The organism is Bradyrhizobium sp. SZCCHNR1098 (assembly GCF_032489375.1).
GTDB lineage: Bacteria > Pseudomonadota > Alphaproteobacteria > Rhizobiales > Xanthobacteraceae > Bradyrhizobium.
This window is the reverse complement of record NZ_JAUEXY010000015.1, coordinates 103187-126604: the sequence shown is the minus strand read 5'-3', so window position 1 is coordinate 126604 and position 23418 is coordinate 103187. Positions and strand designations below refer to the sequence as shown.

Sequence of the window (23418 nt, the reverse complement as noted above, 5' to 3'; positions counted from 1 at the left end):
CGGGGCGCCGATGCTGGCGCGCCACCACCAACAAATCAGCCGGCCGCAACGGCTGATCCAGGAGGAAACCCATGGCAGACACCTCACGCCGCGATCTTCTCGTCGCCGGCAGCGCCGCCGCAGCGGCTGCGATCATGACGGACACTTACCCTGCCGCGGCGCAGGCCGGGCCGAAGCCGATCTTTGCCGTGCCGGCGACCACCATTCCGATCGCCGGCGAGCAGGGTGTGTTCCCCGTCCGCCGCATCTACTGCATCGGCCGCAACTACGCGGCGCATGCGATCGAGCGCGGCTCCGATCCGAACCGCGAGCCGCCGTTCTTCTTTCAGAAGCCGACTGACGCGATCCAGAACGTCGCGGTCGGCGAAGTCGCCGATCATCCCTATCCGTCGCTGACCAAGAACTATCACCACGAGGTAGAGCTGGTCGCGGCGCTGAAATCCGGCGGCACCAACATCCCGGCCGAGTCCGCGCTCGATCACGTCTACGGGTACGCGCTCGGCCTCGACATGACCCGGCGCGACCTGCAGAACGGCATGGCCGCCGAGAAGAAGCCATGGGAGATCGGCAAGAGTTTTGATCATGCCGCCGTGCTCGGCCCGATCCATCCGGTGGCGAAGGTCGGCCACTTCACCAAGGGCGCGATCTCGCTCGCGGTCAACGGCACGGTCCGGCAGAACTCCGACCTGACCAAGATGATCTGGAACGTCGCCGAGCAGATCGCGAAACTGTCCGAGGCGTTCGAGCTGAAGGCCGGCGACATCATCTATTCCGGCACGCCGGAGAATGTCGGCCCGGTCGTCAAGGGCGACGTGCTCTTGTGCAAGCTCGAGGGCCTGCCGGATATGTCGATCAAGATCGTTTGAGTGGAGGGGCTGGATCACACGTCGTGTGCAGCATGTTAACGCTGCCGATCGGAACGGAAGTCGCCGCCGCAATGCCGGTACGCTCCTTCTCCCCGCACGCGGGGAGAGGCGAGCAGCGAGCGTCGCTACGCGCGCTATCCAACAAGCGCGGCAGCCGCAGCCATCCCTCCGGATGCTGCGACTGCCGCCGTGGCGCTCGCGGCGCCGCGCCTCTCATCGCCTGCCGGACGGGAACTATCGTTGTTCCCGCGCAAACAGGCGCTGCCACCCGTTCGCAAGTTTGTGGCCCGACAAAGAGCCGCCGGGCACCGCCGCCTATCGTTGCCCTGCATCAGCCGAGCGAACGAGGGCAGCCGTGGCCATCACCATCGAGATCGATCACGCCAAGACGAGGCGCATGGCGCAGGGCCAAGGCCAAAGCAAGGGCCAGGGTCAGGCCCGCGGCCCGGCACGGTCGTTGCGCAGCGCTGGCGGCCCGGTGGTTCCGCAGGGCGTCAAGGGGCCAATCCGGCGGCTGAAATGGCTGATTCTCGTTCTGACGCTCGCCGTCTACTACATCACGCCGTTCGTGCGCTGGAACCGCGGGCCGAATGCGCCGGGCCAAGCCGTGCTGCTCGATTTCGCCCACGGAAAGCTCTATCTTGGCCCCGCCGAGATCTGGCCGCAGGATCTCTATCTCATCACCGCGGCGATGCTGCTGGCGACCTTCATCCTCGTCCTGGTCAACGCGCTGGCCGGCCGCCTGTGGTGCGGCTTCGCCTGTCCGCAGACGGTGTGGACCGACCTGTTCCTGCTGGTCGAGCGCCTCGTCGAGGGCGACCGCCGGCAGCGGCTGAAGAACGTCGGCGCGCCGCTGACGGCGCGGCGAATCGCGCAGATCGCCACCAAGCACGCGCTGTGGATGGCGATCGCGCTCGGCACCGGCGGCACCCTGATCTTCTACTTCACCGACGCGCCGGAGTTGCTGCGCGATCTCGTCCATGGCGAGATGTCGGCGACCGCGCTGACCTGGACCTTGGTGTTCGCCGGCACGACCTATGGCCTCGCCGGTTTCGCGCGCGAGCAGGTCTGCACCTTCATGTGCCCGTGGCCGCGTCTGCAGGGCGCGATCTGGGATCCAGAAGCCTTCACGGTGAACTATCGCGATTATCGCGGCGAGACTCGGATGTCGGCGAAAAAGGCCGCCGAGGCGCGATCGCAGGGGTTGCCGGCCGGCGATTGCGTCGATTGTGGCGCCTGCGTCGCGGTCTGCCCGATCGGCATCGACATCCGCCAGGGGCCGAGCTTCGCCTGCATCAATTGCGGCCTCTGCGTCGATGCCTGCGACGGCGTGATGGCCAAGCTCGACCGTCCGCGCGGCCTGATCGACTACGAGAGCTGGCGCAACATCGAGCGTGGCCGTGTCGGCGAGCCGCGTGTCTCACGGCTGGCGCGGCCGAAGACGATCGGGCTCGCGCTCGCCTGCGTCGCTGTGGCCGGCGTGATCGCTGTTTCGTTCGTCACGAAGACCACCGCCGTGCTGTCGGTGCAGCACGATCGCGATCCGATGTCGGTGCGGCTGTCGGATGGCTCGGTGCGCAACGGCTACACGGTGAAGCTGCTCAACAAGTCGTCCGCCGTGCAGGGCTTCAAGCTCGGCATCAGCGGCATCGATGCGGCGCTCGCCATTGTCGGTCATGCGGCGGCGGATGCGATCGAGGTCGAGCCGGACGGCTCGGAGGCGCTGCGGGTGACGCTGACCATGCCCGAGTCTGTGGATGCCGATGTGACCTTCCAGGCGGTCGATGCGAGCGGGCAGGTCGTGCTGACCGCGCACGACCGCTTCGTCAACCGGTAGAGGAGGGCTCAGAGATACGCCTTCGGCAGCAGCATGTGGATGCCCTTGTTGCCGTCCACCAGCTGGGTGACGCGCAGATTGCCGGCCAGCGAGCACAGCATGTAGGCCTGGTTGCGCGACAGGTTGGTGCGGGCGCAGACGTGCTTGACCATCTCGCGCACCGCCTGCTTGGCGGCGTCGTCGAGGCCGATCGACATCAGGTGGGTGGCGTTCTCGGCGAACGGCCAGGCGATGTCCATGTCCTTGCGCACGGTGAGGCGGAAGCTGCCGGTGACGCCGGTCTCCAGCGCGGTGATGCAGACCTCGCCTTCCGCCGTCATCGGCCGCTATGCCTCGGTGCGCTACGGGCGCTGACCGATCCTGCTTCTTCCGCTGGGATCACCGGCCGGATCGCTCCGGCCGACGATCTGCTGATTGCTGCAAGCTCAGGTCGCGAGCTGATTGCCGATCGGCAGCGCCCGCAGGCGCTTGCCGGTGGCGGCAAAGATCGCGTTGGCGAGCGCCGGCGCGAATGGCGGCACGCCCGGCTCGCCGACGCCGCTCGGCGGCGTGTCGGCATCAACGGGCACGATGTGCACATTGGTGACCAGCGGTGCCTCGTCGATTCGGACCACTGGATGGTCGTCGAAGTTGCGCTGCTGCACCCGACCGTTCTTGAAGCTGATCTCGCCATATTTGGCGAGGCTCAGCCCCATGATCGCGGCGCCTTCGAGCTGCGAGGCGATGCGCTCGGGGTTGACGAAGGTGCCGCAGTCGATCGCGGTGTCGACCTGATGCACCACAAGCTTGCCCTTGTCGTCGACCGACACCTCCACGATGGTGGCGATGTAGCTGACGAAGCTGCGATGCGCGGCGATGCCGAGGCCGTGGCCCTTGGGCACCGAGCGGCCCCAATTGCCCTTCTCGGCCACGAACTCGACGACGCGGCGCAACCGGCCGGTGTCGATCGGGTAGCTCTCGTAGGGCTCGCCGTAGTTCCAGAGATCCTTCACCGAGGCGAGCTTCAGGACGCGCGGAGTGCCGATCAGCTCGAGCAGCGTGTCCTTCTGGTCGCGGCCGGTGGCATGGGCGATCTCGCCGACCATCGACTGCACGGCGAAGGCGCGCGGGACGTTGGAGACCGAGCGGAACCAGCCGATGCGGGTCATCGCCTTGGCGGCGGGATTCTCACATTGGATGTTGGCGATCTCGAACGGCATGTCGACGAGGCCCATGCCGAGCTCGAACGGCGCGGCATGATCGGCGCCCGCCGCGAAGGTCGACAGGATGGTCGGCGCGACGCTGCGGTGGCGCCAGGCCACCACCTTGCCGCTCTTGTCGAGCCCGGCTTCGATGCGCTCCACCGACACGGTGTGCAGGAAATCGTGATGGAGGTCGTCATCGCGCGTCCACTGCACCTTGACCGGCGCACCCAGCGTCTTCGACAGCAGGGCAGCCTCGAGCGCGAAGTCGCATTTGGACTTCCGCCCGAACCCGCCGCCGAGCAGGGTGACGTTGACGGTCACGTTCTCCGGCGGGATCTGCAGCGTCTTGGCGACATCCTCGTGCGTGCCGCCGGGGCTCTGCACAGGCGCCCAGATCTCGGCCTTGTCGCCCTTGACGTCGGCGACCGCGACCGGCGGCTCCATGCTGGCATGGGCGAAATGCGGCAGGTAGTACTCGCCGGTGATCACCTTGTCGGCCGACTTCAGCGCGGCCTCGACGTCGCCTTCCTGGCGTACGACGAGGCCCGGCTGGCGTGCGGCGGCTTCGAGCTCGGCGCGATAGGCGACGGAGTCGTAAGCAGCATTGGCGCCGTCGTCCCACTCGACCTTGAGCACGTCGCGACCCTTGATTGCAGCGCCGGTGTTGCGCGCGATCACGGCGACGCCGCCAAGCGGCTGGAACTTCGACGGCCAGGGCCAGCCCTTGACCTCGATCACCTGCTCGACGCCGGGCACCTTCAGCGCCTCGGCCGGATCGAACGACTTGACCTTGCCGCCGGTGACCGGCGGCCGGGCGATAACCGCGTATTTCATGCCGGGCAGGCGGACGTCGGCTCCATAGCGCGCCTTGCCGACGGTGATGTCGTGCAGATCGACGATACTGACCTGGCCCTTGCCGAGATAACGGAAGTCCTTCGGCGACTTCAGCTGCACGGTGTCGACCGCAGGGACCGGCAGATTGGCTGCATCGGCCGCGAGCTCGCCGAAGCCGAGGCGGCGGCCGCTGGCGCTGTGCACGACCTCATGATTGACGGCTTTCACTTCGCTCGGCGGCACGCCGAGGCGCTTGGCCGCCGCGGCTTCGAGCATCGCCCGCGCCATGGCGCCGATCTGTCGCATCGGCAGCAGATAGTGCCGCGTGCTGCGCGAACCGTCGGTATCCTGGTTGCCGAACTTCACCTCGTCGCCGGGAGCCTGCACGACGCGCACGCGCGACCAGTCGGCTTCCATTTCCTCCGCCACGATCAGTGGCAGGCTGGTACGCACGCCCGTGCCCATCTCGGAGCGGTGGGCGAGGATCGACACGATGCCGTCGGGGGCGATCGAAACGAAAACCTTGGGATCGACCACGGTGCCGTGCGGCATCTTGCCGGCGCCGGTTTCATAGGCGGCAAACGCCGGGCGCGACAGCAAGGGAGCCGCGAGCACGAACCCGCCGGCGAGGCCCAGCGTCTGCAGGATGGTACGGCGCGAGACGTTCTCGACCTTGAGATGCCGCTCGAAGCCGCGGCGAGACGCGGACTTTGCGATGTCGGGATTTGCGATGATGCTCATGATCACACCCCCGTCGAGGCCAGATGGACCGCATTCTCGATGCGCTGATAGCAGCCGCAGCGGCAGATGTTGCCGGCCATCGCATCCCTGATCTGGTCATGCGACGGCTTGGGATTCTCGTTCAAGAGTGCGGCCGCCTGCATGATCTGCCCGGCCTGGCAGAAGCCGCATTGCGGCACGTTGACCTGCCGCCACGCCTTCTGCACCGGATGATCTCCAGTCGGATGCAGACCTTCGATGGTGGTGACCTCCCGTCCCGCGACATCCGACACTGCGGTGATGCAGGCGCGCGCCGCTTCCTTGTCGACTATCACGGTGCAGGCGCCGCACAGCGCCGCGCCGCACCCATATTTCGTTCCGGTCAAACCCAGCTCGTCGCGCAGATACCACAGCAGCGGCAGGCTCGGATCGCCATCCCAGCTCTGCTCCTGTCCGTTGATTTTCACCTTGATCATGTTCGCCCTCGCTCTGTCGGACCAATGGTCGCTGTTCTGATCGTTGGTGGACGCGCGCGGGACCACATGTCCTTACGTGCACGCGCCGGATCAATCGAGAGTTGTCGGAAAACGACTAATGATAGCAGACCGGGACAGGCGTCGGTCTACACAGGCGCGTGTGTTGTCAGAGCAGACGAGCGCTGCGCGTGCAGCCCGCTGCAATGCAAATGCGGAACAATGGGCGGTGCGCCGACAACAATGGCGGCCGCCAGACCAAAACGACGACAAAAAAGAATGCCTCGCCAGCGTGGGGCAGGCGAGGCACCAAGTCTTCAGGAAGGAACGCTTCAGTTGGTACGCTTGGTACGTGGCGGCCGTCAGGCCGCCTTTGCTTTCGCCACGTGGGTGGCAATCGCATCCATCAGGGCCGGCGACAGGCAGTCATAGGGCTCGAGCCCCAGCTCCTTCAATCGCGCCCGAATCTCGCCCATCTGTTCCGGCTTCACGCCCGACTCGATCACCGAGGAGACGAAGGCCGCAAAGCCCGGCGCGGCCGAACCCTGCTCCTGGAACAGCTCGGGGTGAATGAAGTCGAGGCCGTAGAACGGGTGGCCCGTGTTCTCGATGCGGCCATACATATGCGTGCCGCAGCCGGTGCAGGCGTAACGCTGGATGACGGCGGAGGGATCGACGATCTTGAGCTTGTCGCCGTTCTCCAGCACCGTGACGTTCTGCCGCGGCACCACTGCAACGACCGAGAAGGTCGCGCCGGAGGGCTTCCAGCATTTGGTGCAGCCGCACGCGTGGTTATGCGCGACATCGCCCTTGATGCCGACCTTGACCGGCCGGTCGTGGCACTTGCAGACCAGCGTGCCGCCGGCGAAATGGCCGCTTCCCTGTTTGACGCCGTTATCGACGGACGGGTGGATGTGGACAGTCATGGCGCAATCCTCCTCAGTTTTGCGTGCTTGGGGTCAGAACACGACGACGGAACGGATCGATTTGCCCTCATGCATCAGGTCGAAGCCCTTGTTGATGTCTTCGAGCTTGAGCGTGTGGGTGATCATCGGGTCGATTTCGATCTTCCCGTTCATGTACCAGTCGACGATCTTGGGAACGTCGGTGCGCCCGCGCGCGCCGCCGAACGCCGTGCCCTTCCAGACGCGTCCGGTGACGAGCTGGAACGGGCGGGTCGCGATCTCCTTGCCGGCTTCGGCGACACCGATGATGATCGATTCGCCCCAGCCGCGATGGCAGGCTTCCAGCGCCTGGCGCATCACCGTGGTATTGCCGGTGCAGTCGAAGGTGTAGTCGGCACCGCCATCCGTCAGCGCAACCAGATGCTGGACGATGTCGCCGGTCACCTTCTTCGGGTTGACGAAGTGGGTCATGCCGAAGCGGCGCCCCCATTCTTCCTTGCTGTCATTGACGTCGACGCCGACGATCTTGTCGGCGCCCGCCATCCGCGCGCCCTGGAGCACGTTGAGGCCGATGCCGCCGAGGCCGAAGACGATGACGTTCGAGCCGGGCGTGACCTTGGCCGTATTAACGACTGCGCCGACGCCCGTGGTGACGCCGCAGCCGATATAGCAGCTCTTGTCGAAGGGCGCGTCCTCGCGAATCTTCGCGACCGCGATCTCCGGCAGCACGGTGAAGTTGGAGAAGGTCGAGCAGCCCATGTAGTGGTAGATGGCCTGGCCCTTGTAGCTGAAGCGCGACGTGCCGTCGGGCATCAGGCCCTTGCCCTGCGTGGCGCGGATCGCGGTGCAGAGATTGGTCTTGCGGCTGAGGCAGCTCTTGCACTGGCGGCATTCCGGTGTGTAGAGCGGAATGACGTGGTCGCCGGGCTTGACCGAGGTCACGCCAGGGCCGACCTCGCGCACGATGCCGGCGCCCTCATGGCCGAGGATCGAGGGGAAGATGCCCTCGCTGTCGAAACCGTCGAGCGTGTAGGCATCGGTGTGGCAGATGCCGGTGGCCTTGATCTCGACCAGTACCTCGCCGGCCTTCGGCCCTTCGAGGTCGACCTCGACGATCTCCAGCGGCTTCTTGGCTTCGAAAGCGACCGCGGCGCGCGTCTTCATGTCTCAAACTCCTCTTTCATTCTCTTGAGCCCGCGACGCTGCCCAGGGAAACTGTTCAGGCGCGGTCCCCGTCGTCAGTCATTTCTTGCCCATGCAGGAGTTCTCCGCTTCCGTATAGGCTGGCGGTTTGTCCTCGTGCTTGGCCGGGCGAACGCGTCCCACCGCGTCATTGCCGCGGGCGCGCAGGTAGATGTAGAGGTCGTCCATGTAGCAGGCCACGTTCGGATTGTCGCCGAAAGCCGGCATGACGTTCTCCTGGGACGTGCTGACATTCTTGCGGCCGCTGGCGATGACACCGATGAAATCGCCGTAGCTCATGGTCTTGACCGAGTCCTTCAGCGCAGGCGCATAAGTCGATCCCATGCCGTCGGGCCCGTGGCAGACGTGGCATTCGGAATGATAGCGGCGGTATCCGGAGTAGGTGTACCAGTCGACCGATCCGTCGGCGCCCACCTTGTAGGTCGGATTGCCATCCTTATCGAAGTACTTCCCGTCTTCGGACTTGACGGCCGCAGGATCTCCCGGACTTTCCGCCCAGGCATTTTCGGCGACAGTCATCCCGCCGGTTGCCAGGATCAGAGCCGTGGCGACCGCAAAACAGATTCTACGCAAGGGCGTCTTCCCTTAATTTTCTGGGGCAGGCGAACCGGCGCATGGACGAGATCCATGCGCCGGAAGCAGGTGCCTAGCTCACTGCTGCGGGAGCGAGAACACGGTGAGCGCGCCGCCCAGGGCGGTGTAGTTGCTCAGCGCTGCGTAGCCGCCGACCGCACCGAGACCGGCGGTCGGATCCGTCAGGCCCGCCGCGAGACCGATGCCGGCCCAGCCACCGACACCCGAGAGCACGGCGACATACTGCTTGCCGCCTGCCTCGTAGGTCGTGACGTTGCCGATGATGCCGGACGGAGTCTTGAACTTGTAGAGCTCCTTGCCCGTCTTGGCATCGACCGCCTTGAGGTAGCCTTCGAGCGTTCCGTAGAACACCACGCCGCCGGCCGTTGCGAGCGCACCCGACCACACCGAGAACGGCTCCTTGTTCGACCAGGCGATCTTGCCGGTCTTGCCGTCCCAGGCGATGAAGTTGCCCATATGGGTCTCACCCGCCGGCGGATACATCGACAGCGTCGCGCCGACATAGGGCTGACCTGCGGTGTAGCTCACCTTGAAGGGCTCGTAGTCCATGCAGACATGGTTGGTCGGAACGTAGAACAGCTGCGTGTCCGGCGAGTAGGCGGCCGGCTGTTCGTCCTTGGTGCCGAGCGCCGCCGGGCAGATGCCCTTGGTGTTGACGTCTTCACCCTGCTTGTCGGTCGAGTATTGATCGACAACCTTCGGACGGCCGTAGGTCGGCGAGTTCTTGTCCATGTCGACGCCGGTGGTCCAGTTCACCTTCGGGTCGAACTTTTCGGCGACGAGGAGCTCGCCGCTGGCACGGTCGAGCGTATAGCCGAGGCCGTTACGGTCGAAGTGCGTGAGCAGCTTGCGCGGCTGACCGTTGATCGACTGGTCCGACAGGATCATCTCATTGACGCCGTCATAGTCCCACTCGTCGTGGGGCGTCATCTGATAGACCCATTTCGCGACGCCGGTGTCGGCGTGGCGGGCGAAGATCGTCATCGACCACTTGTTGTCGCCGGGACGCTGCTTCGGGTTCCAGGTCGAGGGATTGCCCGACCCGTAATAGACCATGTCGAGTTGCGGATCGTAGGAGATCCAGCCCCAGGTGCAGCCGCCGCCGGTCTTCCACTGATCGCCTTGCCAGGTCTTCAAGCTCGAGTCCTTGCCGACCGGCTTGCCGAGCGCGGTGGTGTTGGCATCGAACAGGATCTGGTCATCCGGACCTTCGGAGTAGGCCTTCCAGACCTGCTTGCCGCTCTTGATGTCGTAAGCGGTCATGCTGCACTGGACGCCGAACTCGCCGCCGGACGTGCCGACCAGGACCTTGTCCTTCACCACCAGCGGCGCCGAGGTGCCGGTCTGGCCCTTGGTCGGATCGCCGTTGACGGCGGTCCAGACATGCTGGCCGGTCTTGGCGTCGATCGCCACCAGCTTGTCGTCGGCCTGATGCAGGAAGATCTTGCCGTCACCATAGGCGACGCCGCGATTGACCGTGTCGCAGCACATCACCGGAATGACGTTCGGGTCCTGCTTGGGCTCGTACTTCCAGACGATCTTGTTGTCCTGCGCGAGATCGAGCGCATACACCTTGTTCGGGAACGGCGTATGCACATACATCAGGTTGCCGATGATGAGCGGTCCGCCTTCATGGCCGCGCAGCACGCCGGTGGAGAAGGTCCACGCGACCTGCAGCTTGCCGACGTTCTGGGCGGTGATCTGGTTGAGCTTGGAGTAACGCGTATTGGCGTAGTCTCCCGCCGGCATCACCCAGTCCTTCGGGTTGGCCGACATCTTGACCAGCTCTTCACTGGCCCACGCGCCACCCGCGGCGAGCGCCGCGACTGACGTCAGACATGTTGCGAGTAGCACTCTTCGCATCGTCTTTCCTCCCGGGTTCAACTGAGGTTCCGCATCACGCGGCCCAGTATTCGTTTTCGGCATCATTGATTATCCACTTCCCAACCGGGAAACTTGCCCAAAAGAGAAAAGAGCTTGCTCAAGAGTGAAGCGAATAGAAGTTTTTGAAGGAGATTTTGCTTTGCTGGTCCGCAACATGAGGGCCACTCTTGCTGCGCAGCATCAATTTGCAGCATCGCGGTTCCACCGAGGGTTGACGTTTCCCTTGACCTTACAGAGATGAAGGCGGAGGATCAGACAGGGCGCGTTATGGAACGAGTGCGCCGCGAAAGAGCCGCAGCCTTAAAATGGGAGCAATCTTGCTGCAGTCTCGTTCGCCGTCCTGCGGCGGACCCGTTGCGTTTCGATCATGAATCGGTGGATGAAACATGTCCGATACGATCCGCTCGCTTAATACTTCGGGCTTCTCGCCGAAGAGCCAGATCCAGCGTTGGTCAGATGCACTGACCGACCTGTGCGGACGTTTCGATGTCGATCCGCTGGAGGGGGCCTCATTCGAGGGGCGCATCAATTTCACGACGGTGTCGCGCCTGAAGCTCTGCCAGATCGAGGCCAGCCAGCACCGCATTGCGCATTCCTATGCGCGTGCGCAAAAGGCGGCACATCCCTACATCAAGATCTTGTTCCAGACCTATGGAACGTCCTATTTCGAGCAGGATGGCCGCCAGATCGAGATCGGCCCCGGCGATTGCCTCGCCTACGATGTGTCGTCGCCGCACACGATCATCAGCCCCGCGTTGACGCGCCATGACGTTGTCATCGTGCCCAAGGAGCTGTTGCAGGAGCGCGGTTTCCGGTCGGAGAAGATGCCGGCATACAAGCTGTCGGCGCGGAGCGGGACCGGTCGGATTGCGCATGACGTCACCCATGCCGCGTTCGACGAGGCGACCCGGCTGTCGCCCAACTCGGCGGCCAGCGTCGCCGAGTCGCTGATCGATCTGCTGCTGCTGCCGCTGCGCGAAGCCGATCGAATGCTGGACCGTGCGGGACCCGAGGCGGTCTATATCCGCGCTCAAGCCTTCATCCGCGAGCATCTGCGCGATCCCGATCTGTGCATCGATCAGATTTCGGCGGCCCTGGGTTGCACCAAGCGCTACCTTCACATGGTCTTCAGCGATCGTGGGATGACGGTCAGCGACTACATCTGGCGGGCCCGGCTTCAGCATTGCCGTCAGGAGCTGGAGACGCAGAGCGGCAAGACCATCACCGATGTCGCGTTCTCATGGGGTTTTTCGAGCTCGTCGCACTTCAGTCGCGTCTTCCGCAAATATTTCGGCGTCGTGCCATCGTCGGTTCACAAGACTGCGGCGCGCTGAGCGGTCGTGGAGCGACCGCGCTAGCGTGCGCCGCTCCGGATGATCCTCTGGAATGCATCGCCGAGAATCACCGGCTCGCGCGGCGGAAGATAGGTCAGTCCGGCGGACCGACCGAGATTCGCCAGGGCCCCGGAGCCGTCGAGCTCCGTCAATGCCTTGTCGACCGATGTGATGAGTTCGGCCGAACTGGCCAGCCCGACATAACCTCGGTTCACGCCGATCGGATAGCTGTAGCCCGACCCGCCGAGCTTGGTGTCGGGATGAGCCGCCCGATACGCATCGAAACGTCTGCTATCGAGCAGGGTCGCGTCGAACTTACCCTGTTCGAGCGCGCCGAGCAGATCGTCCCGCGCCGGAATCAAATGAGTGATGTCGTCGATCAGCCGTCCCTTGTCGAACGTCATCAGGATGGCATCCGCCAACGTTCCGCTCTCGATTGCCAGCCGCAGCCCGGCCAGATCGCCGATGTCGGTAATCGGGCGCGGTTTCGCGGAAGGTCCGAGAACGACGGTCAGTGTTGAGAACATGTACGGCTTGCTCGGCATCAGCGTGCCGAGCGGAACACGGCGGCGGCGGTCGTCGCGCGTGGCGCCATCGAAGTCCGGCAGCTTGGCCGTCTTGACGCCCGGCGCGACCAAGCCGTCCTGCGTGAACGCATAGCTGCCGAGCAACGAACAGCGTCCGTCCGATAGCAGTGCATTCGCCTCCAACGCTGGACTGGAATCTTCGTCCAATTTGCTCTCGTACCACTGGATCTCGAGCTTCCTGCCGAGGCGATCGGCGATCGCCTGACCGAGCAGGACATCGAAGCCGCCGCCGGGCTTGCCACGATGATGGACCGAGAGTGGCGGAAGATTTTCGTCGAGGCAGATGCGCAGCACGTCGTCGGCGGCTGAAGCCGCTGACGATACCGTCGAAATCATCAAGGCGGCCAACCAACAGCAGAGATGGCGCATCACTGCGCTCTCCGGCTCGAAACGTAGGCCCACAGCGCGGTGATCTCGTCATCGCTGAGAATATCGCCCCAGGGCGGCATGCGGCCGTTCTTGCCCTGCTTCACCGTGGTGACGAAACGAGGCTGGTCATCGGGAAACCGGCGCAGGTCGGGCGTCACAGTGCCGGAGTTCACCATGTTGGGCCCGTGGCAGTGCGAGCACTTCTGAGCGAACGTCGTCTTGCCGAGGTCGACCTGGCTGTGTGCAGCGCTGCCATCTTGTTGTTGGGCGAGGGCGGTCGTCGATGGCACGGCCAAAGTCGCCATGACGGCGGCGAAGGCCGCCGCCGTTCTCATGAACATGGTCTGTCTCACGGGCGATCCGCACTCAATTCTTGACCGCGAAGACCCACAACGAGCCGCCTGCCGGAACGTTGGCGAGGCGCTCGTCACCGGAGAACAGCGAGTAGACGCCGCCGTAGCCGGAGGTGACAGCGACATACTGCACGCCGTCCTGCTGCCAGGTGACGGGCTGGCCCTCGATGCCGGAGCCGGTCTGGAACTGCCACAGCTTCTTGCCGCTGTCGGCGTCGAAAGCTTCGAACTCGCCGGTCAGCTTGCCCGAGAACACCACGCCGCCTGCCGTGGACAGCACGCCGGAGAAGCGCGGGATGTCGCTCGGCTGCTCCCACTTGGTCTTGCCGGTCATCGGATCGATGGCCTTGAGCTGACCGCGCGGCCCTTCCGGCCAATCCCACAGATCCGTCAGGTCCATGCCGAGGTACCACTCGCCGGCCTTGTAGGTCGCAGGCTCGGTCTTGTAGTGACCGCCGAACACGAGCGTATTGGCATAGGCCAATCCCGTTTGCGGATTGAACGACATCGGCTCCCAGTTCTTGCCGCCGAGAATCGACGGATAGACCGTGACCTTCTTGCCCTCGCGCGCATCACGCGTCACGTCGGTCTCGACCGGCTTCCCGGTCTTCAGGTCGATGCTGGAGGCCCAGTTCACCTTCACATAGGGGTTGGCCGCGAGCAGCTTCCCATTGGTGCGATCGAGCACGTAGAAGAAGCCATTGCGGTTAGCGTTCATCAGCACCTTGGTCGGCTTGCCCTCGACGTTCATATCGGCGAGCACCATCTCCGCGACCGCGTCGTAGTCGAACGGATTGTTCGGCGAGAACTGGAAGTGCCACTTCATCTTGCCGGTCTTCGGATCGAGCGCGAGCACCGAGCAGGTGTAGAGGTTGTCGCCCGGGCGCACCGCCGCGTTGAACGGTCCGGGATTACCGACGCCCCAGAACACGGTGTTCTGCTCGGGATCGTAGGAGCCGGTGATCCAGGTCGAGCCGCCGCCCAGCTTCCAGGTGTCGCCCTTCCAGGTGTCGCCGCCGGGTTCATCCGGGCTCGGGACCGTGTGCGTGCGCCACAAATGCTTGCCCGTCGCGGGATCCCAACCATCGATGAAGCCGCGGGTGCCGAACTCGGCGCCGGAGATGCCCGTCAAAACGACGCCGTCGGCCACCAGCGGCGCGACGGTCATCGAGTAGCCTTCCTTGATATCGGCGGCTTTCTGGCGCCACAGCTCCTTGCCGGTTTTGGCATCGAGCGCAATCACGTTGGCATCGAGCGTCGTCCGGAACACCTTGCCGTCGTACAGTGCGGCGCCGCGATTGATGATGCCGCAGCAGACCACGCGCGGCGTCTCGGCGGGATAGTCGATCTTGCTCTTCCAGATCTGCTTGCCGGTCTTGGCGTCGACGGCCATCGTCGCATTGTGGGTCGTGACGTACAGCACGCCCTGATAGACCAGCGGCTGCGATTCTTCACTGCGATCATCGGCGAAACTGTAGTTCCAGACCGGGACCAGGTTCTTGGCGTTGTCCTTGTTGATCTGGGTGAGCGGGCTGAACCGCTGCAGATTGTAGCCCATGCCGTAGTTGAGGACGTTTGCCGTATCAGTTGCACCCTTGACCAACTGATCGGCGCTCTGCGCGCTTGCACCATGTGATGCAAAAATGGCGAGGCCTGCGGCCAGCGCGATCCGCTTCATTCATTTCCTCCGAGATTTTTATGCGCGCCTATCCTGACGCTGCGGGAACAACACTCCCCTCGAAATCAGGAACCGTCAATACGAAAAGGTGGCAACGACCCTCGTCTCATCGGGAAGCCCTCCTCGTTCGATTCGGACGGAGCAGCCAAGCCGTTGTCGCTGCTCGCTGATCGAGTTCGGCATGATGGCACCGCTCCTATGCTGCGTTGCGGCACGAACATTGCTTCACTGCATCATGCCGGGACAACAGAGGAGTAGGCGGATGAGACGAACCATCCTTTGGCTCGGCATGCTTTGTTGCCTTTGGGTGAGTGCGAGTGCGCGTGATCTCGGTCAGTGGGGAGCGGTCGATCCTGCATTGCGTCAATGGTACGAGGCGTTGATGCAGCCCGATGTCCCGACGGCATCATGCTGCGGTGAGGCTGACGCCTACTTTGCCGATGAGATCCATGTCCGCAACGGCAAGACCTATGTCATCATCACCGATGACCGTCCCGATGAGCCGCGTGGCCGTCCGCACATCGATGTCGGTACCGAAATCGAGGTCCCCGATCACAAGCTGAAGTGGGACAAGGGAAATCCGACGGGGCACGGCATCATCTTCCTGAGCCGCAATCGATATGTGTTCTGCTATGTGCAGCCGGGCGGTGCGTGAGCGAAGCTGCCGTCCCGCTCAGGGGGCACGTCCTACGAGGATTGAGGCGGAACGGCGTCCAGCCAGGCGGCTGGATTTTTGTTTCGTTCAATCGATCGCCAACCGCTGGGAAATGCTCCACGGTTGCGGAGCCTTGCGTTCCACCTGATGCGGTCCTAGCTTCGACGTCGGCGCGAGCAATGCGTCAGTCAATGATAGTCGAACTTGGGAGCTTGAAATGGCCTGGAAGACACCGAAGATCGTCGAAGTGCCGGTTGGCATGGAAATCAACATGTACGCCTGTGCGGCGCGCAAGTAGCGCGTAGCGGTCTGCCAAGCCACGAAGAGCAAAATTTGCTTCGGACTGGCTTGGCGGATCCATTCTGCAGACGACCCGCGAGATCGTCCCGGCGACCGGCCTCTCGGCCGATCGGGTATGACGGGCACACCGCCGAACGTTGGTGACGGCCTGAGGACCGTCCAAGGATCAAACGTCCTGCGTGTCGAAGATATACAGATCGACGCCGCCATCGGCGAAGTTGGGCAGATCGCCCGCCGCCGCCTTGCCTTCGGCAGAGCCCATTCCCGCCTGCAGCGCCTGCATCGAATCGAATACCAGGGTGGCAACGAGGTGGATGTTGGTGGCGCCCGCCGGCCCATTCACCGGGCCGCGGCTGATATCGTAGCTCTTCAGGCCGGGAATCTTCTTCGCCAGCGGCACGTGGACGTTCATGTAGTGTTTGTCGAACGCCTCGGCGCTCTTGGGGGTCTTGTAGAGTACGAGAACCTTGGGCATCTGCTTCCTCCGCATTCGCTCTTTTTGAGGTCGATCGACCGAGTCCATTGCAGCCGATCTGCCGGTTCGGATCAAGCGTCAGGGCCGGCTTGGCCCGGGGATGGTCGTTCCAGCCTTGGTTCCGCTGGATAATTTGTTGTGCAAAGAGAAACTGATGCAGCCGGATGTCGTAGTTTCAGGTACGTTGCTTCAGGCTTATTGAAGGACAACGAGCCATGAGCCCCATCGATCTCGTCATCACCGTCTGCGCAGTCCTGTCTCCGGCCACCTGCGAGGAGCAGCATCTCGTTTTCGCAGATGGCGGCGCCTCCCTGCAGCAATGCGCGATGAAGGCGCCGCCCTACATCGCCCAGTGGATCGGCGAGCACCCGAAATGGACGGCAGTGCGGTGGCGCTGCGAATATCCGCACACTAACGACAAGGCCTGAGGCCGGTTTGGCCGTCGGCGCGCTGGCTGCCTACTTCGTGCACTCCTTGAGGTCCTTGTCCGCGACCGAGATCACGGCGTCGGCCTTGATGTCGAGGCCGCGTACGACGCACTGCCGCTCGCCGGCATAGCTCACCTTGGCGTCGTAGCGCCCAGGCTCGATGCCGGTGAGCTTCAGCCGTTCGTCGTGATCGAGCTCCTTGTCCTTGTCGCTCAGCGTCTGGTTCGGACCCCAGTTGTTCTGGTCGGCCGGAGAGAGCTGAAAGCCGGTCATCGTTGCGGTGGTCAGATTCCAGAGCCGGATGCCCTTGCTTTGTGCGACGGCTGCGAGCGGCATGGCGAACAGAATGGTTGCCGTCACGGCGAGTTCGCGTTTCATGGCATTTCCCTGGGTTTCCGACGTCCTTTGATTGCCATGACTATGACACGGAAAAATCCAGTCGCGCCAGATCGGCCTTGGTCGCCGCAACGGTGTCGTTGTTGCGCTGCGCGCGCGGCAGGTCGATCGGGACTGAATGAAGCAGACGGGCGGGGCGCGAGGATAGCAGGAAGATCCGGTCGCCGAGCCGCGCCGCGTCGTCCATGCTGTGCGTGACCAGGAGCGTGATCATCGGCCTGTTGGCCACCAGCGTCGCAATCTCCTCGCGCAGCCGCGCGGCGAGCGCGTCGTCGAGCGAAGCCAGCGGCTCATCCAGGATGAGGAAATCCGGCTCGACCGCAAAGGCGCGCGCCAGCGCGACACGGCGGGCGAGGCCGAGCGACAACTCGCCTGGAAAATGGCTGCGATGTCCCTCGAGCTCGAGCACGCCGAAGATCGCGGCCAGCCTGTCCTCGGCAACACCGGGCGCTGCCAGCCGGACGTTGTCCTCCACCGATCGCCACGGCAGCAGCCGCGGCTCCTGGAACACCATCGCCAGCCGGGCTCCCTCAGGCCGCGATACCTGGCCCTGATAGTCGTTGTCCAGACCGGCGAGAATCCGCAGCATCGTGCTCTTGCCGCACCCGGAGGGGCCGACGACGACGCCGACCTCGCCCCGCTGCAGCGCAAAGGCAATGCCCGCAATCACCTCCTGGCGCTTGCCATTGGCGCTGGTGTAGCTCTTGGACCTGATATCGACCTCAAGCCGCACGGAGCCGCCACCTCGATGCGCGCTGCTCGAACGGCTGGACGATGACGGCCTCGATCACCAGCACCACGGCAGCAAAGCTGAGCGAGTAGGCGAGCAGCAGCGGAATGTCGAACAGCTGGAAGGCGACGCCGATCTCGAAGCCGATGCCGTTGGGCCGTCCGAGCAGTTCGGCCACCAGCACGATCTTCCAGACCAATGAAAGGCCGGAGCGCGCGGCAGCCGCAATATAAGGTGCGAGCTGCGGCAGCAGGACGTGGCGGAGGATGCGTCCGCGCGAAAAGGCAAACACCTTGGCCATCTCGTCGAGCGATGGATCGAGCGCGCGGGCGCCTTCACGCAGGGTGACGACGGCCGTCGGCAGCTTGTTGATCGCGATCGCCGCGATCGCAGCGACCTCAGTGAGACCGGCCCAGATATAGGCGAGCACGATCACCACCAACGCCGGCAGATTGAGCAGCAGGATCAGCCAGGGATCGCCGAGGCGGTTGGCGAGCTGGCTGCGCCCCATCAAAAAGCCGATTGCCGAGCCGAGTGTCATCGACAGAGTGAAGGCGAGGGCTACGCGGGCGAGCGTTGCGCCGAGATGCAGAAACAGCGCGCCGGACCGCGCCTCCGCCACCGCAACCGCAAGCACGGCCGATGGCAATGGCAGCTTGGCGCTGCCGGCGACAGCCGCGGCAATCCACCAGGTGGCGAGCAGAAGCGCAAAGGACAACAGCCGCAGCACTAATCCCTCGCATCCGCCCTGTAGTAGGTGCCGGGACTGAGCTCAGCCGCGGGGCCGACCAGATCGCGGCCGCCGATCGAGGCGAGCACGCCGTAGAGAACGCGGGCGTCAGCCTCTTCCTCGGCCACCGGCCGGCGCGGAATACCTTCGCGATAGCGGTCGCGGTAGGCGCGCAAGGTGGCGTCGTCCTGTGCGCCGGTCAGCGGGGCGATCGTTTGCCAGTCGGCGTCGGAAGTCGCCAGGATCTCCTTGGCCTTGGCCGTGACGGTTAGGAAGCGTGCGACGAGATCGCGATGCTTGGCGGCCCAGTCCTCGTCGAAGACATAGCCGATCATCGCGGTGCGGCCCTTGGCGCCGAATGGCGGCAGCAGGTCCTCGATGCCGGCAAGCCGGCGGAAGCCCTTGGCCTCCAGGGCCGCGCAGAAATTCCAGAAGTTCAAGCCCGCATCCATCTCGCCGTCGGCCAGCTTGGCGGCCAGCAGCGGCGGTGCCCCATAGGTGATGGTTGCCTGCGATTTCAGATCGACGCCGTCGCGCTTGAGCGTGGCCTGCAGCAGCAGCCAGCTCTTGTCGAGCGGGCCGCCGGCCACCGCGAGCTTGCGTCCCTTCAGATCGGAAAGTGTCTTGATCGGTGAGGTCGCCGGCACCATCACGGCGCCGAGCGCGCTCGAATAGGGATAGAAGGTCAGCTTGGCGCCGAGCGCACGCTCGCGCGACACCCACAGCCAGTCCGATACCATGATGTCGGCATTGCCGGCACGCAACGCGATCTTGCCGGCCTCCGGGCTCGCAAGCTCGACCGCATCGATCGCGATATCCGCCTGTTTGTCCAGCTGGCGGGCGCGGATCACGGCCAGCTCCCAGGCGAAGGTGCCGGTCTTCTGCACTGCAACCTTGACGGTCTCGGCGGCGCAGCATGCCGTGACCGGCAGCAGGGCGCAGGCGACAATCGCCATCAACAAACGACCGATCTGCGTCATGAGCCCGTCTGCATTTCCTCGAGATGTGTTCTTTTCAGCCTCATTCTCTTAGCATAGCTTCGGCTGCGATGCCGCGGAGGACTGTGATGCGTAGTGCTGTTCCGGTAGGACCGATTGTCGCCACCCTCATTGCCATGATCGCGCTGCGCGGGTCGGCTCACGCCGAGGATCTCAACGACTATCCGACCTCTGCGCGGGCCGAATATGTGTTCGGCTGCATGAAGGCCAATGGCGAGACCCGGGAGGCGATCGCGCAGTGCTCCTGCTCGATCGACGTGATCGCCTCGATCCTTCCCTATGAGCGCTACGTCACGGCCGAGACCGTCCTCAGCATGTCCCAGGTGCACAGCACTCTCGGCACCCAGTTCCGCACGTCCGAGCAGGCCGCCACCGCGCTGAACGATCTCCGTCGGGCGCAGGCCGAAGCCGAAGTGAGATGCTTCTGAAGCGCTGCCGCTCTGCCGCATCAAGTTCCTGAGCCGTCGGCCGGCCAGTCGTGCTCGAACACGTGGCCCTGCGTATCCTTCGCTTCCGCACGGAATTGCTTGGCGCCGTTCGACACGTAGGTGAAGCGGATATTGGGATCCTCCGAGATCGAGATGCCGCCTTCGACCGACAGCACCAGGCTGCCGTCCTGCGACAGCGTCAGCCGGTCGATGAAGAAGGCCGGAATGTAGAGCTGCGTCACCTGGTCCATCTGGAGCCCGGAATTGTTGGGATGCCCGACCATGACCTGCGCTTCGCGGATGCCGCTCGTGGCGCCGTCGCTGCTCTGCGTGAACTGCCGGTAGCGCATCTGGCCGATGCGCGCCTTGGCCTCGTCCGGATTCTTCGCCGCCGGGGCCGAGCAGCCTCCGGAAGCCTTGACGAAGGTCTTGACCACATAGAGCTGGCCGTCGGTGAGCTCGGCCACCGCATGCACATCCGTGTAGTTGTTGACGCGGACCCGCGTCGAGATCGCGGTCACGTTGGCGTCCGCGCCGAGCGTGAACTTGGCCGCCATGGGCGCGGGATTCTGGTCGATCACCAGCGTGATGGTCTTGATGCGGCGCTCGTCGGCGGGCGACAGCTTGCTGCGCAGGGTGACCGGAACCACCGAGGCATCCTCGGCGCGCGTCGGCATCTCGATCGACAGCACATTGCTGCCGTCCTGCATCGCCTTGTTGTTGAAGATGTCCTGGACTAGTCCCGGCCAGGGATCGTAACCATCAGCGGCCTTCGCAGGTGCGAAGGCAAGCGCGAGGCATGCCCCGAGAAGCAGGGTGGACGGCAGGTGGAGCCGGATCATGGCGCAATCCTCCTCGGGCAGTCGGGTGAATTAACAATCATAGCGCGTTGCCGCCCTCATTCCCATTCCATTTCCGAGAATGCCGCCGTTGCGTTGCGGGCATTGTAGTCGTCGAACAGCTCCCATTTGCCGCGCTCCGATCCGGCGGCCCCAGCGGCGTCCGCGATCGGCTTGCCCGCCTTGATCAGCCCGCGAACGTCGTGGGCCAATATGTCGAGGTAGCGACGCTCGTCGCTGAGCGCCAGTGGCCACGGGCTGACAGGGCCATGGCCCGGGACGACGCGCTCGGCCGGGATGATCGCGAGCGCGGCCATGTCGGCGATCCAGCCGCGCAGGCTGCCATCCATCACCGGGATGTGACGCAGGAATACGAGATCGCCGGCGAACAAGATCCGGCTCCGGTCATCATAGACGGACAGGTCGCAGTCGCTATGCGCGGTGCTCCAGGCCTTGAGCGTGAGGGTACGGCCGCCGAGGTCGAGCATCATCTCGTCGTCCACGAGGATCGACGGGGCGACGAGACGGACCTCGTCGATCAGCTCGGCGCCCATCAGGCGCCGGAACGCCTCGATGTAGTGCGGTCCGCGCAATGCAAGCGCGCGCGGCAGGTTCTTGGCGCCGACGAAGCGCGTGCCGTCGCCCTCGAATGCCGCGTTGCCGAATGCGTGATCCGGATGGGCGTGAGTGTTGACGACGTAGCGCACCGGCTTGGCGGTACGGGCGCGGATCGCTGCCAGCAGCGCGCGGCCTTCGCGGACGCTGCCGCCGGTGTCGATCACGGCGACCGCGTCGTTGCCGACGATGAAACCGACATTGGCGATGGCGCCCTCGTTCGCCGCGTTCATCAGCGCGGTCTGGCCGACGTGAACGAACACGCCGGGCGCGATCTCGCTGACCTCGAGTTCCGGCGGCATGGCAAGAGCGGCGCTGCCTAGCGCCAGCGCCCCCCAGGCGGTGATCGCGATGATCAATTGTCTCACCATCGGCTTGCCTTGCTCGCGTGAGAGGTGTGCGTCAGACGATGGACGTTGCGGTGCAGCAATGGGTCAACTCTTCGCGATGACGGCGGCTGTTGCACCGGAGCGGCCGGCGGCCTAGCATTTTCAAAAATACCGCGATGCGTTCGATAGGGATGGAAATACGGATGACGAAGCGTCACAAACTTGCCTGCTCGCTGGCCGTTGCCGCGGGGCTCACTCTGCTCGGACCGGCCGCCGCTTTCGCGCAGAGCAATGATGGCCTGGACCTGTCGATCGAGCTGGTCGATCCCAAGGTGCTCAGGGTCTGCGCCGATCCGCGCAACCTGCCGTTCTCGAACGAGAAGGGCGACGGCTTCGAGAACAAGCTGGCCGAGCTCTTTGCCGCCAAGCTGCAGAAGAAGGTCGACTACACGTTCTTCCCGCAGGCCACCGGATTCGTGCGCATGACGCTGGGCTCGCACCGCTGCGACGTGATCATGGGCTTTCCCCAAGGGGACGACCTGGTGCAGAGCACCAGCCCGTATTACCGGACCTCCTACGCGATCGTGACCAAGCCGGGCTCCGATCTCGCCGACGTGACGACGCTGGAGGACGCCAAGCTCAAGGGCAAGCATATCGGCATCGTGGCGGGCACGCCGCCGGCGACCAACATGGCGCTGGCCGGGCTGATGCCGACCGCAAAGCCCTATCCGCTGATGATCGACACCCGCGTCGATTCGTCGGCGGAGGCGATGATCAACGATCTGAAGTCCGGCGATATCGATGCCGGCGTGCTGTGGGGCCCGATGGCCGGGTACTACGCCAAGCAGGCGAGCCCGCAGCTGCACGTGACGCCGCTGGTGAAAGAGACCAGCGGGCCGACGCTGATCTATCGCATCGCCATGGGCGTCCGTGGCGCGGACCAGAACTGGCGCCGTCAGCTCAACAGGCTGATCCAGGAGAACCAGGGTGAGATCAACAAGATCCTGCTGGACTTCGGGGTGCCGCTGCTGGACGAGAGCAATCATCTGATCACCGCCGAGGCTGCGGCGAAGACATCGCCATGATCGTTCGGCTCGCCGCGGCGGCGTTGGCAGGCGTGCTGCTGATCGCCGCGGCGGTGCGAGCCGATGATCTCGTGCCGGAGCCGGACAGCTACCGGACCGAGAACTACCGCGCGCCGGTGCCGACGACCCTGGCCGGTGCGCGCGTGCTGTCGACGCGGGAGACCGAGGCGATCTGGCGCGCAAAATCGGCCGCCTTCGTCGACGTGCTGCCGCGCCCGCCCAAGCCGAAGGATCTGCCGGCAGGGACGGTGTGGCGCGAGCAGCCGCGCCTGGACATTCCCGGCAGCATGTGGCTGCCCGACACCGGTTATGGTGTGCTGGCGCCCCAGACTGAGGACTATCTGAAGCGCGGGCTGGCGCACGCGTCGGGCGGCGACCTCGGTCGTCTGCTCGTGTTCTACTGCCTCGAAGACTGCTGGATGTCGTGGAATGCCGCCAAGCGCGCGCTTACCTTTGGCTATCGCAACGTCGCCTGGTATCCCGACGGGACCGACGGCTGGAGCCGCGCCGACCTGCCGCTGCAGCAGACGCAGCCTGAGCCGCGGCCTGAGGAGTGAGCGGGGAGGGCGGCGAGAGCGCATCAAAACAG

At 64.5% G+C, this 23418-nt stretch carries 25 protein-coding genes and 1 pseudogene; 9 read left to right on the top strand and 17 right to left on the bottom strand.

Translation table 11 applies throughout. The features are described 5' to 3' along the window. Positions 1–71 precede the first annotated feature (71 nt). Positions 72–866, top strand: coding sequence for a fumarylacetoacetate hydrolase family protein (locus tag QX135_RS27540; protein ID WP_316182434.1), 795 nt, complete (start codon positions 72–74; stop codon positions 864–866). A 355-nt stretch (positions 867–1221) separates the two neighbouring features. Continuing rightward, entirely contained in the window at positions 1222–2703 is a 1482-nt protein-coding gene (gene ccoG / locus QX135_RS27535; protein WP_316182432.1) for a cytochrome c oxidase accessory protein CcoG, read from the top strand. 8 nt (positions 2704–2711) lie between these two features. On the opposite strand, the pseudogene QX135_RS27530 reads toward ccoG, so the two are convergent. From QX135_RS27530 to xoxF5, 7 genes and pseudogenes are all read right to left on the bottom strand, one after another. Further along, positions 2712–3014 (bottom strand): annotated as a pseudogene (locus tag QX135_RS27530) (amidase); the annotation flags it as partial. Positions 3015–3128: 114 nt separating this feature from the next. Next, a complete protein-coding gene (locus QX135_RS27525; RefSeq protein WP_316182430.1) occupies positions 3129–5462 on the bottom strand; it encodes a xanthine dehydrogenase family protein molybdopterin-binding subunit in 2334 nt (777 codons plus the stop codon). Between the two features lie 2 nt (positions 5463–5464). Beyond that, complete coding sequence (locus tag QX135_RS27520) at positions 5465–5917, bottom strand: (2Fe-2S)-binding protein (RefSeq protein ID WP_315741262.1); 453 nt, start codon at positions 5915–5917, stop codon at positions 5465–5467. 359 nt (positions 5918–6276) lie between these two features. Beyond that, a complete protein-coding gene (gene gfa / locus QX135_RS27515) occupies positions 6277–6840 on the bottom strand; it encodes an S-(hydroxymethyl)glutathione synthase (protein WP_315713222.1) in 564 nt (187 codons plus the stop codon). 33 nt (positions 6841–6873) lie between these two features. Further along, on the bottom strand, positions 6874–7983 hold the full coding sequence (locus QX135_RS27510; protein ID WP_315756267.1) for an S-(hydroxymethyl)glutathione dehydrogenase/class III alcohol dehydrogenase: 1110 nt from the start codon (positions 7981–7983) through the stop codon (positions 6874–6876). A gap of 78 nt (positions 7984–8061) precedes the next feature. Then, positions 8062–8541, bottom strand: coding sequence for a c-type cytochrome, methanol metabolism-related (locus tag QX135_RS27505; protein ID WP_315713645.1), 480 nt, complete (start codon positions 8539–8541; stop codon positions 8062–8064). Positions 8542–8673: 132 nt separating this feature from the next. Further along, entirely contained in the window at positions 8674–10479 is a 1806-nt protein-coding gene (xoxF5, locus tag QX135_RS27500; RefSeq protein ID WP_315741264.1) for a lanthanide-dependent methanol dehydrogenase XoxF5, read from the bottom strand. 407 nt (positions 10480–10886) lie between these two features. Between xoxF5 and QX135_RS27495 the strand changes: the two genes are divergently transcribed. After that, positions 10887–11834, top strand: a complete 948-nt coding sequence (locus QX135_RS27495; protein ID WP_315741265.1) for a helix-turn-helix domain-containing protein — start codon at positions 10887–10889, stop codon at positions 11832–11834. Positions 11835–11854: 20 nt separating this feature from the next. Here the strand turns inward: QX135_RS27495 and QX135_RS27490 are convergent, their stop codons facing one another. From QX135_RS27490 to QX135_RS27480, 3 genes are read right to left on the bottom strand one after another with little or no spacing between them, the layout of a single operon-like run. Beyond that, positions 11855–12790 carry a transporter substrate-binding domain-containing protein gene (locus QX135_RS27490; RefSeq protein ID WP_315741266.1) on the bottom strand — a complete coding sequence of 312 codons (936 nt, stop codon included), beginning with the start codon at positions 12788–12790 and terminating at the stop codon, positions 11855–11857. Next, a complete protein-coding gene (locus QX135_RS27485; protein WP_315771598.1) occupies positions 12790–13131 on the bottom strand; it encodes a cytochrome c in 342 nt (113 codons plus the stop codon). Before QX135_RS27485 ends, QX135_RS27490 begins: the two co-directional genes overlap by 1 nt. A gap of 25 nt (positions 13132–13156) precedes the next feature. Continuing rightward, a complete protein-coding gene (locus QX135_RS27480) occupies positions 13157–14821 on the bottom strand; it encodes a methanol/ethanol family PQQ-dependent dehydrogenase (RefSeq protein WP_315741267.1) in 1665 nt (554 codons plus the stop codon). Positions 14822–15203: 382 nt separating this feature from the next. Here QX135_RS27480 and QX135_RS27475 point away from each other — a divergent pair, with 382 nt between their 5' ends. Together QX135_RS27475 and pqqA are read left to right on the top strand one after the other, a co-directional pair. Further along, positions 15204–15476, top strand: a complete 273-nt coding sequence (locus QX135_RS27475) for a hypothetical protein (RefSeq protein WP_315741268.1) — start codon at positions 15204–15206, stop codon at positions 15474–15476. 217 nt (positions 15477–15693) lie between these two features. Then, the gene (gene pqqA / locus QX135_RS27470) at positions 15694–15774 is read left to right on the top strand and encodes a pyrroloquinoline quinone precursor peptide PqqA (RefSeq protein ID WP_009031067.1); all 81 of its coding nucleotides are present in this window, start codon (positions 15694–15696) and stop codon (positions 15772–15774) included. Positions 15775–15942: 168 nt separating this feature from the next. Here pqqA and QX135_RS27465 read toward each other — a convergent pair whose 3' ends face one another. Next, positions 15943–16251, bottom strand: coding sequence for an EthD family reductase (locus QX135_RS27465; protein ID WP_315796444.1), 309 nt, complete (start codon positions 16249–16251; stop codon positions 15943–15945). Positions 16252–16466: 215 nt separating this feature from the next. Here QX135_RS27465 and QX135_RS27460 point away from each other — a divergent pair, with 215 nt between their 5' ends. Then, positions 16467–16679 (top strand): hypothetical protein, encoded by a 213-nt coding sequence (locus tag QX135_RS27460; RefSeq protein ID WP_315741270.1) that lies wholly within the window; start codon positions 16467–16469, stop codon positions 16677–16679. Between the two features lie 30 nt (positions 16680–16709). Here the strand turns inward: QX135_RS27460 and QX135_RS27455 are convergent, their stop codons facing one another. From QX135_RS27455 to QX135_RS27440, 4 genes are read right to left on the bottom strand one after another with little or no spacing between them, the layout of a single operon-like run. Beyond that, positions 16710–17057: a hypothetical protein gene (locus QX135_RS27455; protein ID WP_316182425.1), complete on the bottom strand. Its 348-nt coding sequence runs from the start codon at positions 17055–17057 to the stop codon at positions 16710–16712. A gap of 40 nt (positions 17058–17097) precedes the next feature. After that, entirely contained in the window at positions 17098–17808 is a 711-nt protein-coding gene (locus QX135_RS27450) for an ABC transporter ATP-binding protein (RefSeq protein WP_315741272.1), read from the bottom strand. Continuing rightward, complete coding sequence (locus QX135_RS27445) at positions 17798–18535, bottom strand: ABC transporter permease (protein ID WP_315713201.1); 738 nt, start codon at positions 18533–18535, stop codon at positions 17798–17800. Before QX135_RS27445 ends, QX135_RS27450 begins: the two co-directional genes overlap by 11 nt. Next, positions 18535–19515, bottom strand: a complete 981-nt coding sequence (locus QX135_RS27440) for an ABC transporter substrate-binding protein (protein ID WP_316182422.1) — start codon at positions 19513–19515, stop codon at positions 18535–18537. Before QX135_RS27440 ends, QX135_RS27445 begins: the two co-directional genes overlap by 1 nt. Before the next feature lie 86 nt (positions 19516–19601). On the opposite strand from QX135_RS27440, the gene QX135_RS27435 reads away from it, so the two are divergent. After that, entirely contained in the window at positions 19602–19961 is a 360-nt protein-coding gene (locus tag QX135_RS27435) for a hypothetical protein (RefSeq protein WP_315771594.1), read from the top strand. Between the two features lie 20 nt (positions 19962–19981). Here the strand turns inward: QX135_RS27435 and QX135_RS27430 are convergent, their stop codons facing one another. Together QX135_RS27430 and QX135_RS27425 are read right to left on the bottom strand one after the other, a co-directional pair. Further along, positions 19982–20803: a quinoprotein dehydrogenase-associated SoxYZ-like carrier gene (locus QX135_RS27430; RefSeq protein WP_316182419.1), complete on the bottom strand. Its 822-nt coding sequence runs from the start codon at positions 20801–20803 to the stop codon at positions 19982–19984. Between the two features lie 56 nt (positions 20804–20859). Then, positions 20860–21786: a quinoprotein relay system zinc metallohydrolase 2 gene (locus tag QX135_RS27425; RefSeq protein ID WP_315771592.1), complete on the bottom strand. Its 927-nt coding sequence runs from the start codon at positions 21784–21786 to the stop codon at positions 20860–20862. 161 nt (positions 21787–21947) lie between these two features. Here QX135_RS27425 and QX135_RS27420 point away from each other — a divergent pair, with 161 nt between their 5' ends. Continuing rightward, entirely contained in the window at positions 21948–22829 is an 882-nt protein-coding gene (locus tag QX135_RS27420) for a substrate-binding domain-containing protein (RefSeq protein WP_316182417.1), read from the top strand. After that, positions 22826–23386, top strand: a complete 561-nt coding sequence (locus tag QX135_RS27415; protein WP_316182415.1) for a PQQ-dependent catabolism-associated CXXCW motif protein — start codon at positions 22826–22828, stop codon at positions 23384–23386. Before QX135_RS27420 ends, QX135_RS27415 begins: the two co-directional genes overlap by 4 nt. The last annotated feature ends 32 nt before the right edge of the window (positions 23387–23418 follow it).

What these genes read in the sequence shown, in the direction of transcription:
- QX135_RS27540 (WP_316182434.1), top strand. Translation starts at nt 72, where the DNA reads ATGGCAGACACCTCACGCCGCGATCTTCTCGTCGCCGGCAGCGCCGCC.
- QX135_RS27525 (WP_316182430.1), bottom strand. Translation starts at nt 5,462, where the DNA reads ATGAGCATCATCGCAAATCCCGACATCGCAAAGTCCGCGTCTCGCCGC.
- QX135_RS27520 (WP_315741262.1), bottom strand. Translation starts at nt 5,917, where the DNA reads ATGATCAAGGTGAAAATCAACGGACAGGAGCAGAGCTGGGATGGCGAT.
- gfa (WP_315713222.1), bottom strand. Translation starts at nt 6,840, where the DNA reads ATGACTGTCCACATCCACCCGTCCGTCGATAACGGCGTCAAACAGGGA.
- QX135_RS27510 (WP_315756267.1), bottom strand. Translation starts at nt 7,983, where the DNA reads ATGAAGACGCGCGCCGCGGTCGCTTTCGAAGCCAAGAAGCCGCTGGAG.
- QX135_RS27505 (WP_315713645.1), bottom strand. Translation starts at nt 8,541, where the DNA reads ATGACTGTCGCCGAAAATGCCTGGGCGGAAAGTCCGGGAGATCCTGCG.
- xoxF5 (WP_315741264.1), bottom strand. Translation starts at nt 10,479, where the DNA reads ATGCGAAGAGTGCTACTCGCAACATGTCTGACGTCAGTCGCGGCGCTC.
- QX135_RS27495 (WP_315741265.1), top strand. Translation starts at nt 10,887, where the DNA reads ATGTCCGATACGATCCGCTCGCTTAATACTTCGGGCTTCTCGCCGAAG.
- QX135_RS27490 (WP_315741266.1), bottom strand. Translation starts at nt 12,790, where the DNA reads ATGCGCCATCTCTGCTGTTGGTTGGCCGCCTTGATGATTTCGACGGTA.
- QX135_RS27485 (WP_315771598.1), bottom strand. Translation starts at nt 13,131, where the DNA reads ATGTTCATGAGAACGGCGGCGGCCTTCGCCGCCGTCATGGCGACTTTG.
- QX135_RS27480 (WP_315741267.1), bottom strand. Translation starts at nt 14,821, where the DNA reads ATGAAGCGGATCGCGCTGGCCGCAGGCCTCGCCATTTTTGCATCACAT.
- QX135_RS27475 (WP_315741268.1), top strand. Translation starts at nt 15,204, where the DNA reads ATGCAGCCCGATGTCCCGACGGCATCATGCTGCGGTGAGGCTGACGCC.
- pqqA (WP_009031067.1), top strand. Translation starts at nt 15,694, where the DNA reads ATGGCCTGGAAGACACCGAAGATCGTCGAAGTGCCGGTTGGCATGGAA.
- QX135_RS27465 (WP_315796444.1), bottom strand. Translation starts at nt 16,251, where the DNA reads ATGCCCAAGGTTCTCGTACTCTACAAGACCCCCAAGAGCGCCGAGGCG.
- QX135_RS27460 (WP_315741270.1), top strand. Translation starts at nt 16,467, where the DNA reads ATGAGCCCCATCGATCTCGTCATCACCGTCTGCGCAGTCCTGTCTCCG.
- QX135_RS27455 (WP_316182425.1), bottom strand. Translation starts at nt 17,057, where the DNA reads ATGAAACGCGAACTCGCCGTGACGGCAACCATTCTGTTCGCCATGCCG.
- QX135_RS27440 (WP_316182422.1), bottom strand. Translation starts at nt 19,515, where the DNA reads ATGACGCAGATCGGTCGTTTGTTGATGGCGATTGTCGCCTGCGCCCTG.
- QX135_RS27435 (WP_315771594.1), top strand. Translation starts at nt 19,602, where the DNA reads ATGCGTAGTGCTGTTCCGGTAGGACCGATTGTCGCCACCCTCATTGCC.
- QX135_RS27430 (WP_316182419.1), bottom strand. Translation starts at nt 20,803, where the DNA reads ATGATCCGGCTCCACCTGCCGTCCACCCTGCTTCTCGGGGCATGCCTC.
- QX135_RS27425 (WP_315771592.1), bottom strand. Translation starts at nt 21,786, where the DNA reads ATGGTGAGACAATTGATCATCGCGATCACCGCCTGGGGGGCGCTGGCG.
- QX135_RS27420 (WP_316182417.1), top strand. Translation starts at nt 21,948, where the DNA reads ATGACGAAGCGTCACAAACTTGCCTGCTCGCTGGCCGTTGCCGCGGGG.
- QX135_RS27415 (WP_316182415.1), top strand. Translation starts at nt 22,826, where the DNA reads ATGATCGTTCGGCTCGCCGCGGCGGCGTTGGCAGGCGTGCTGCTGATC.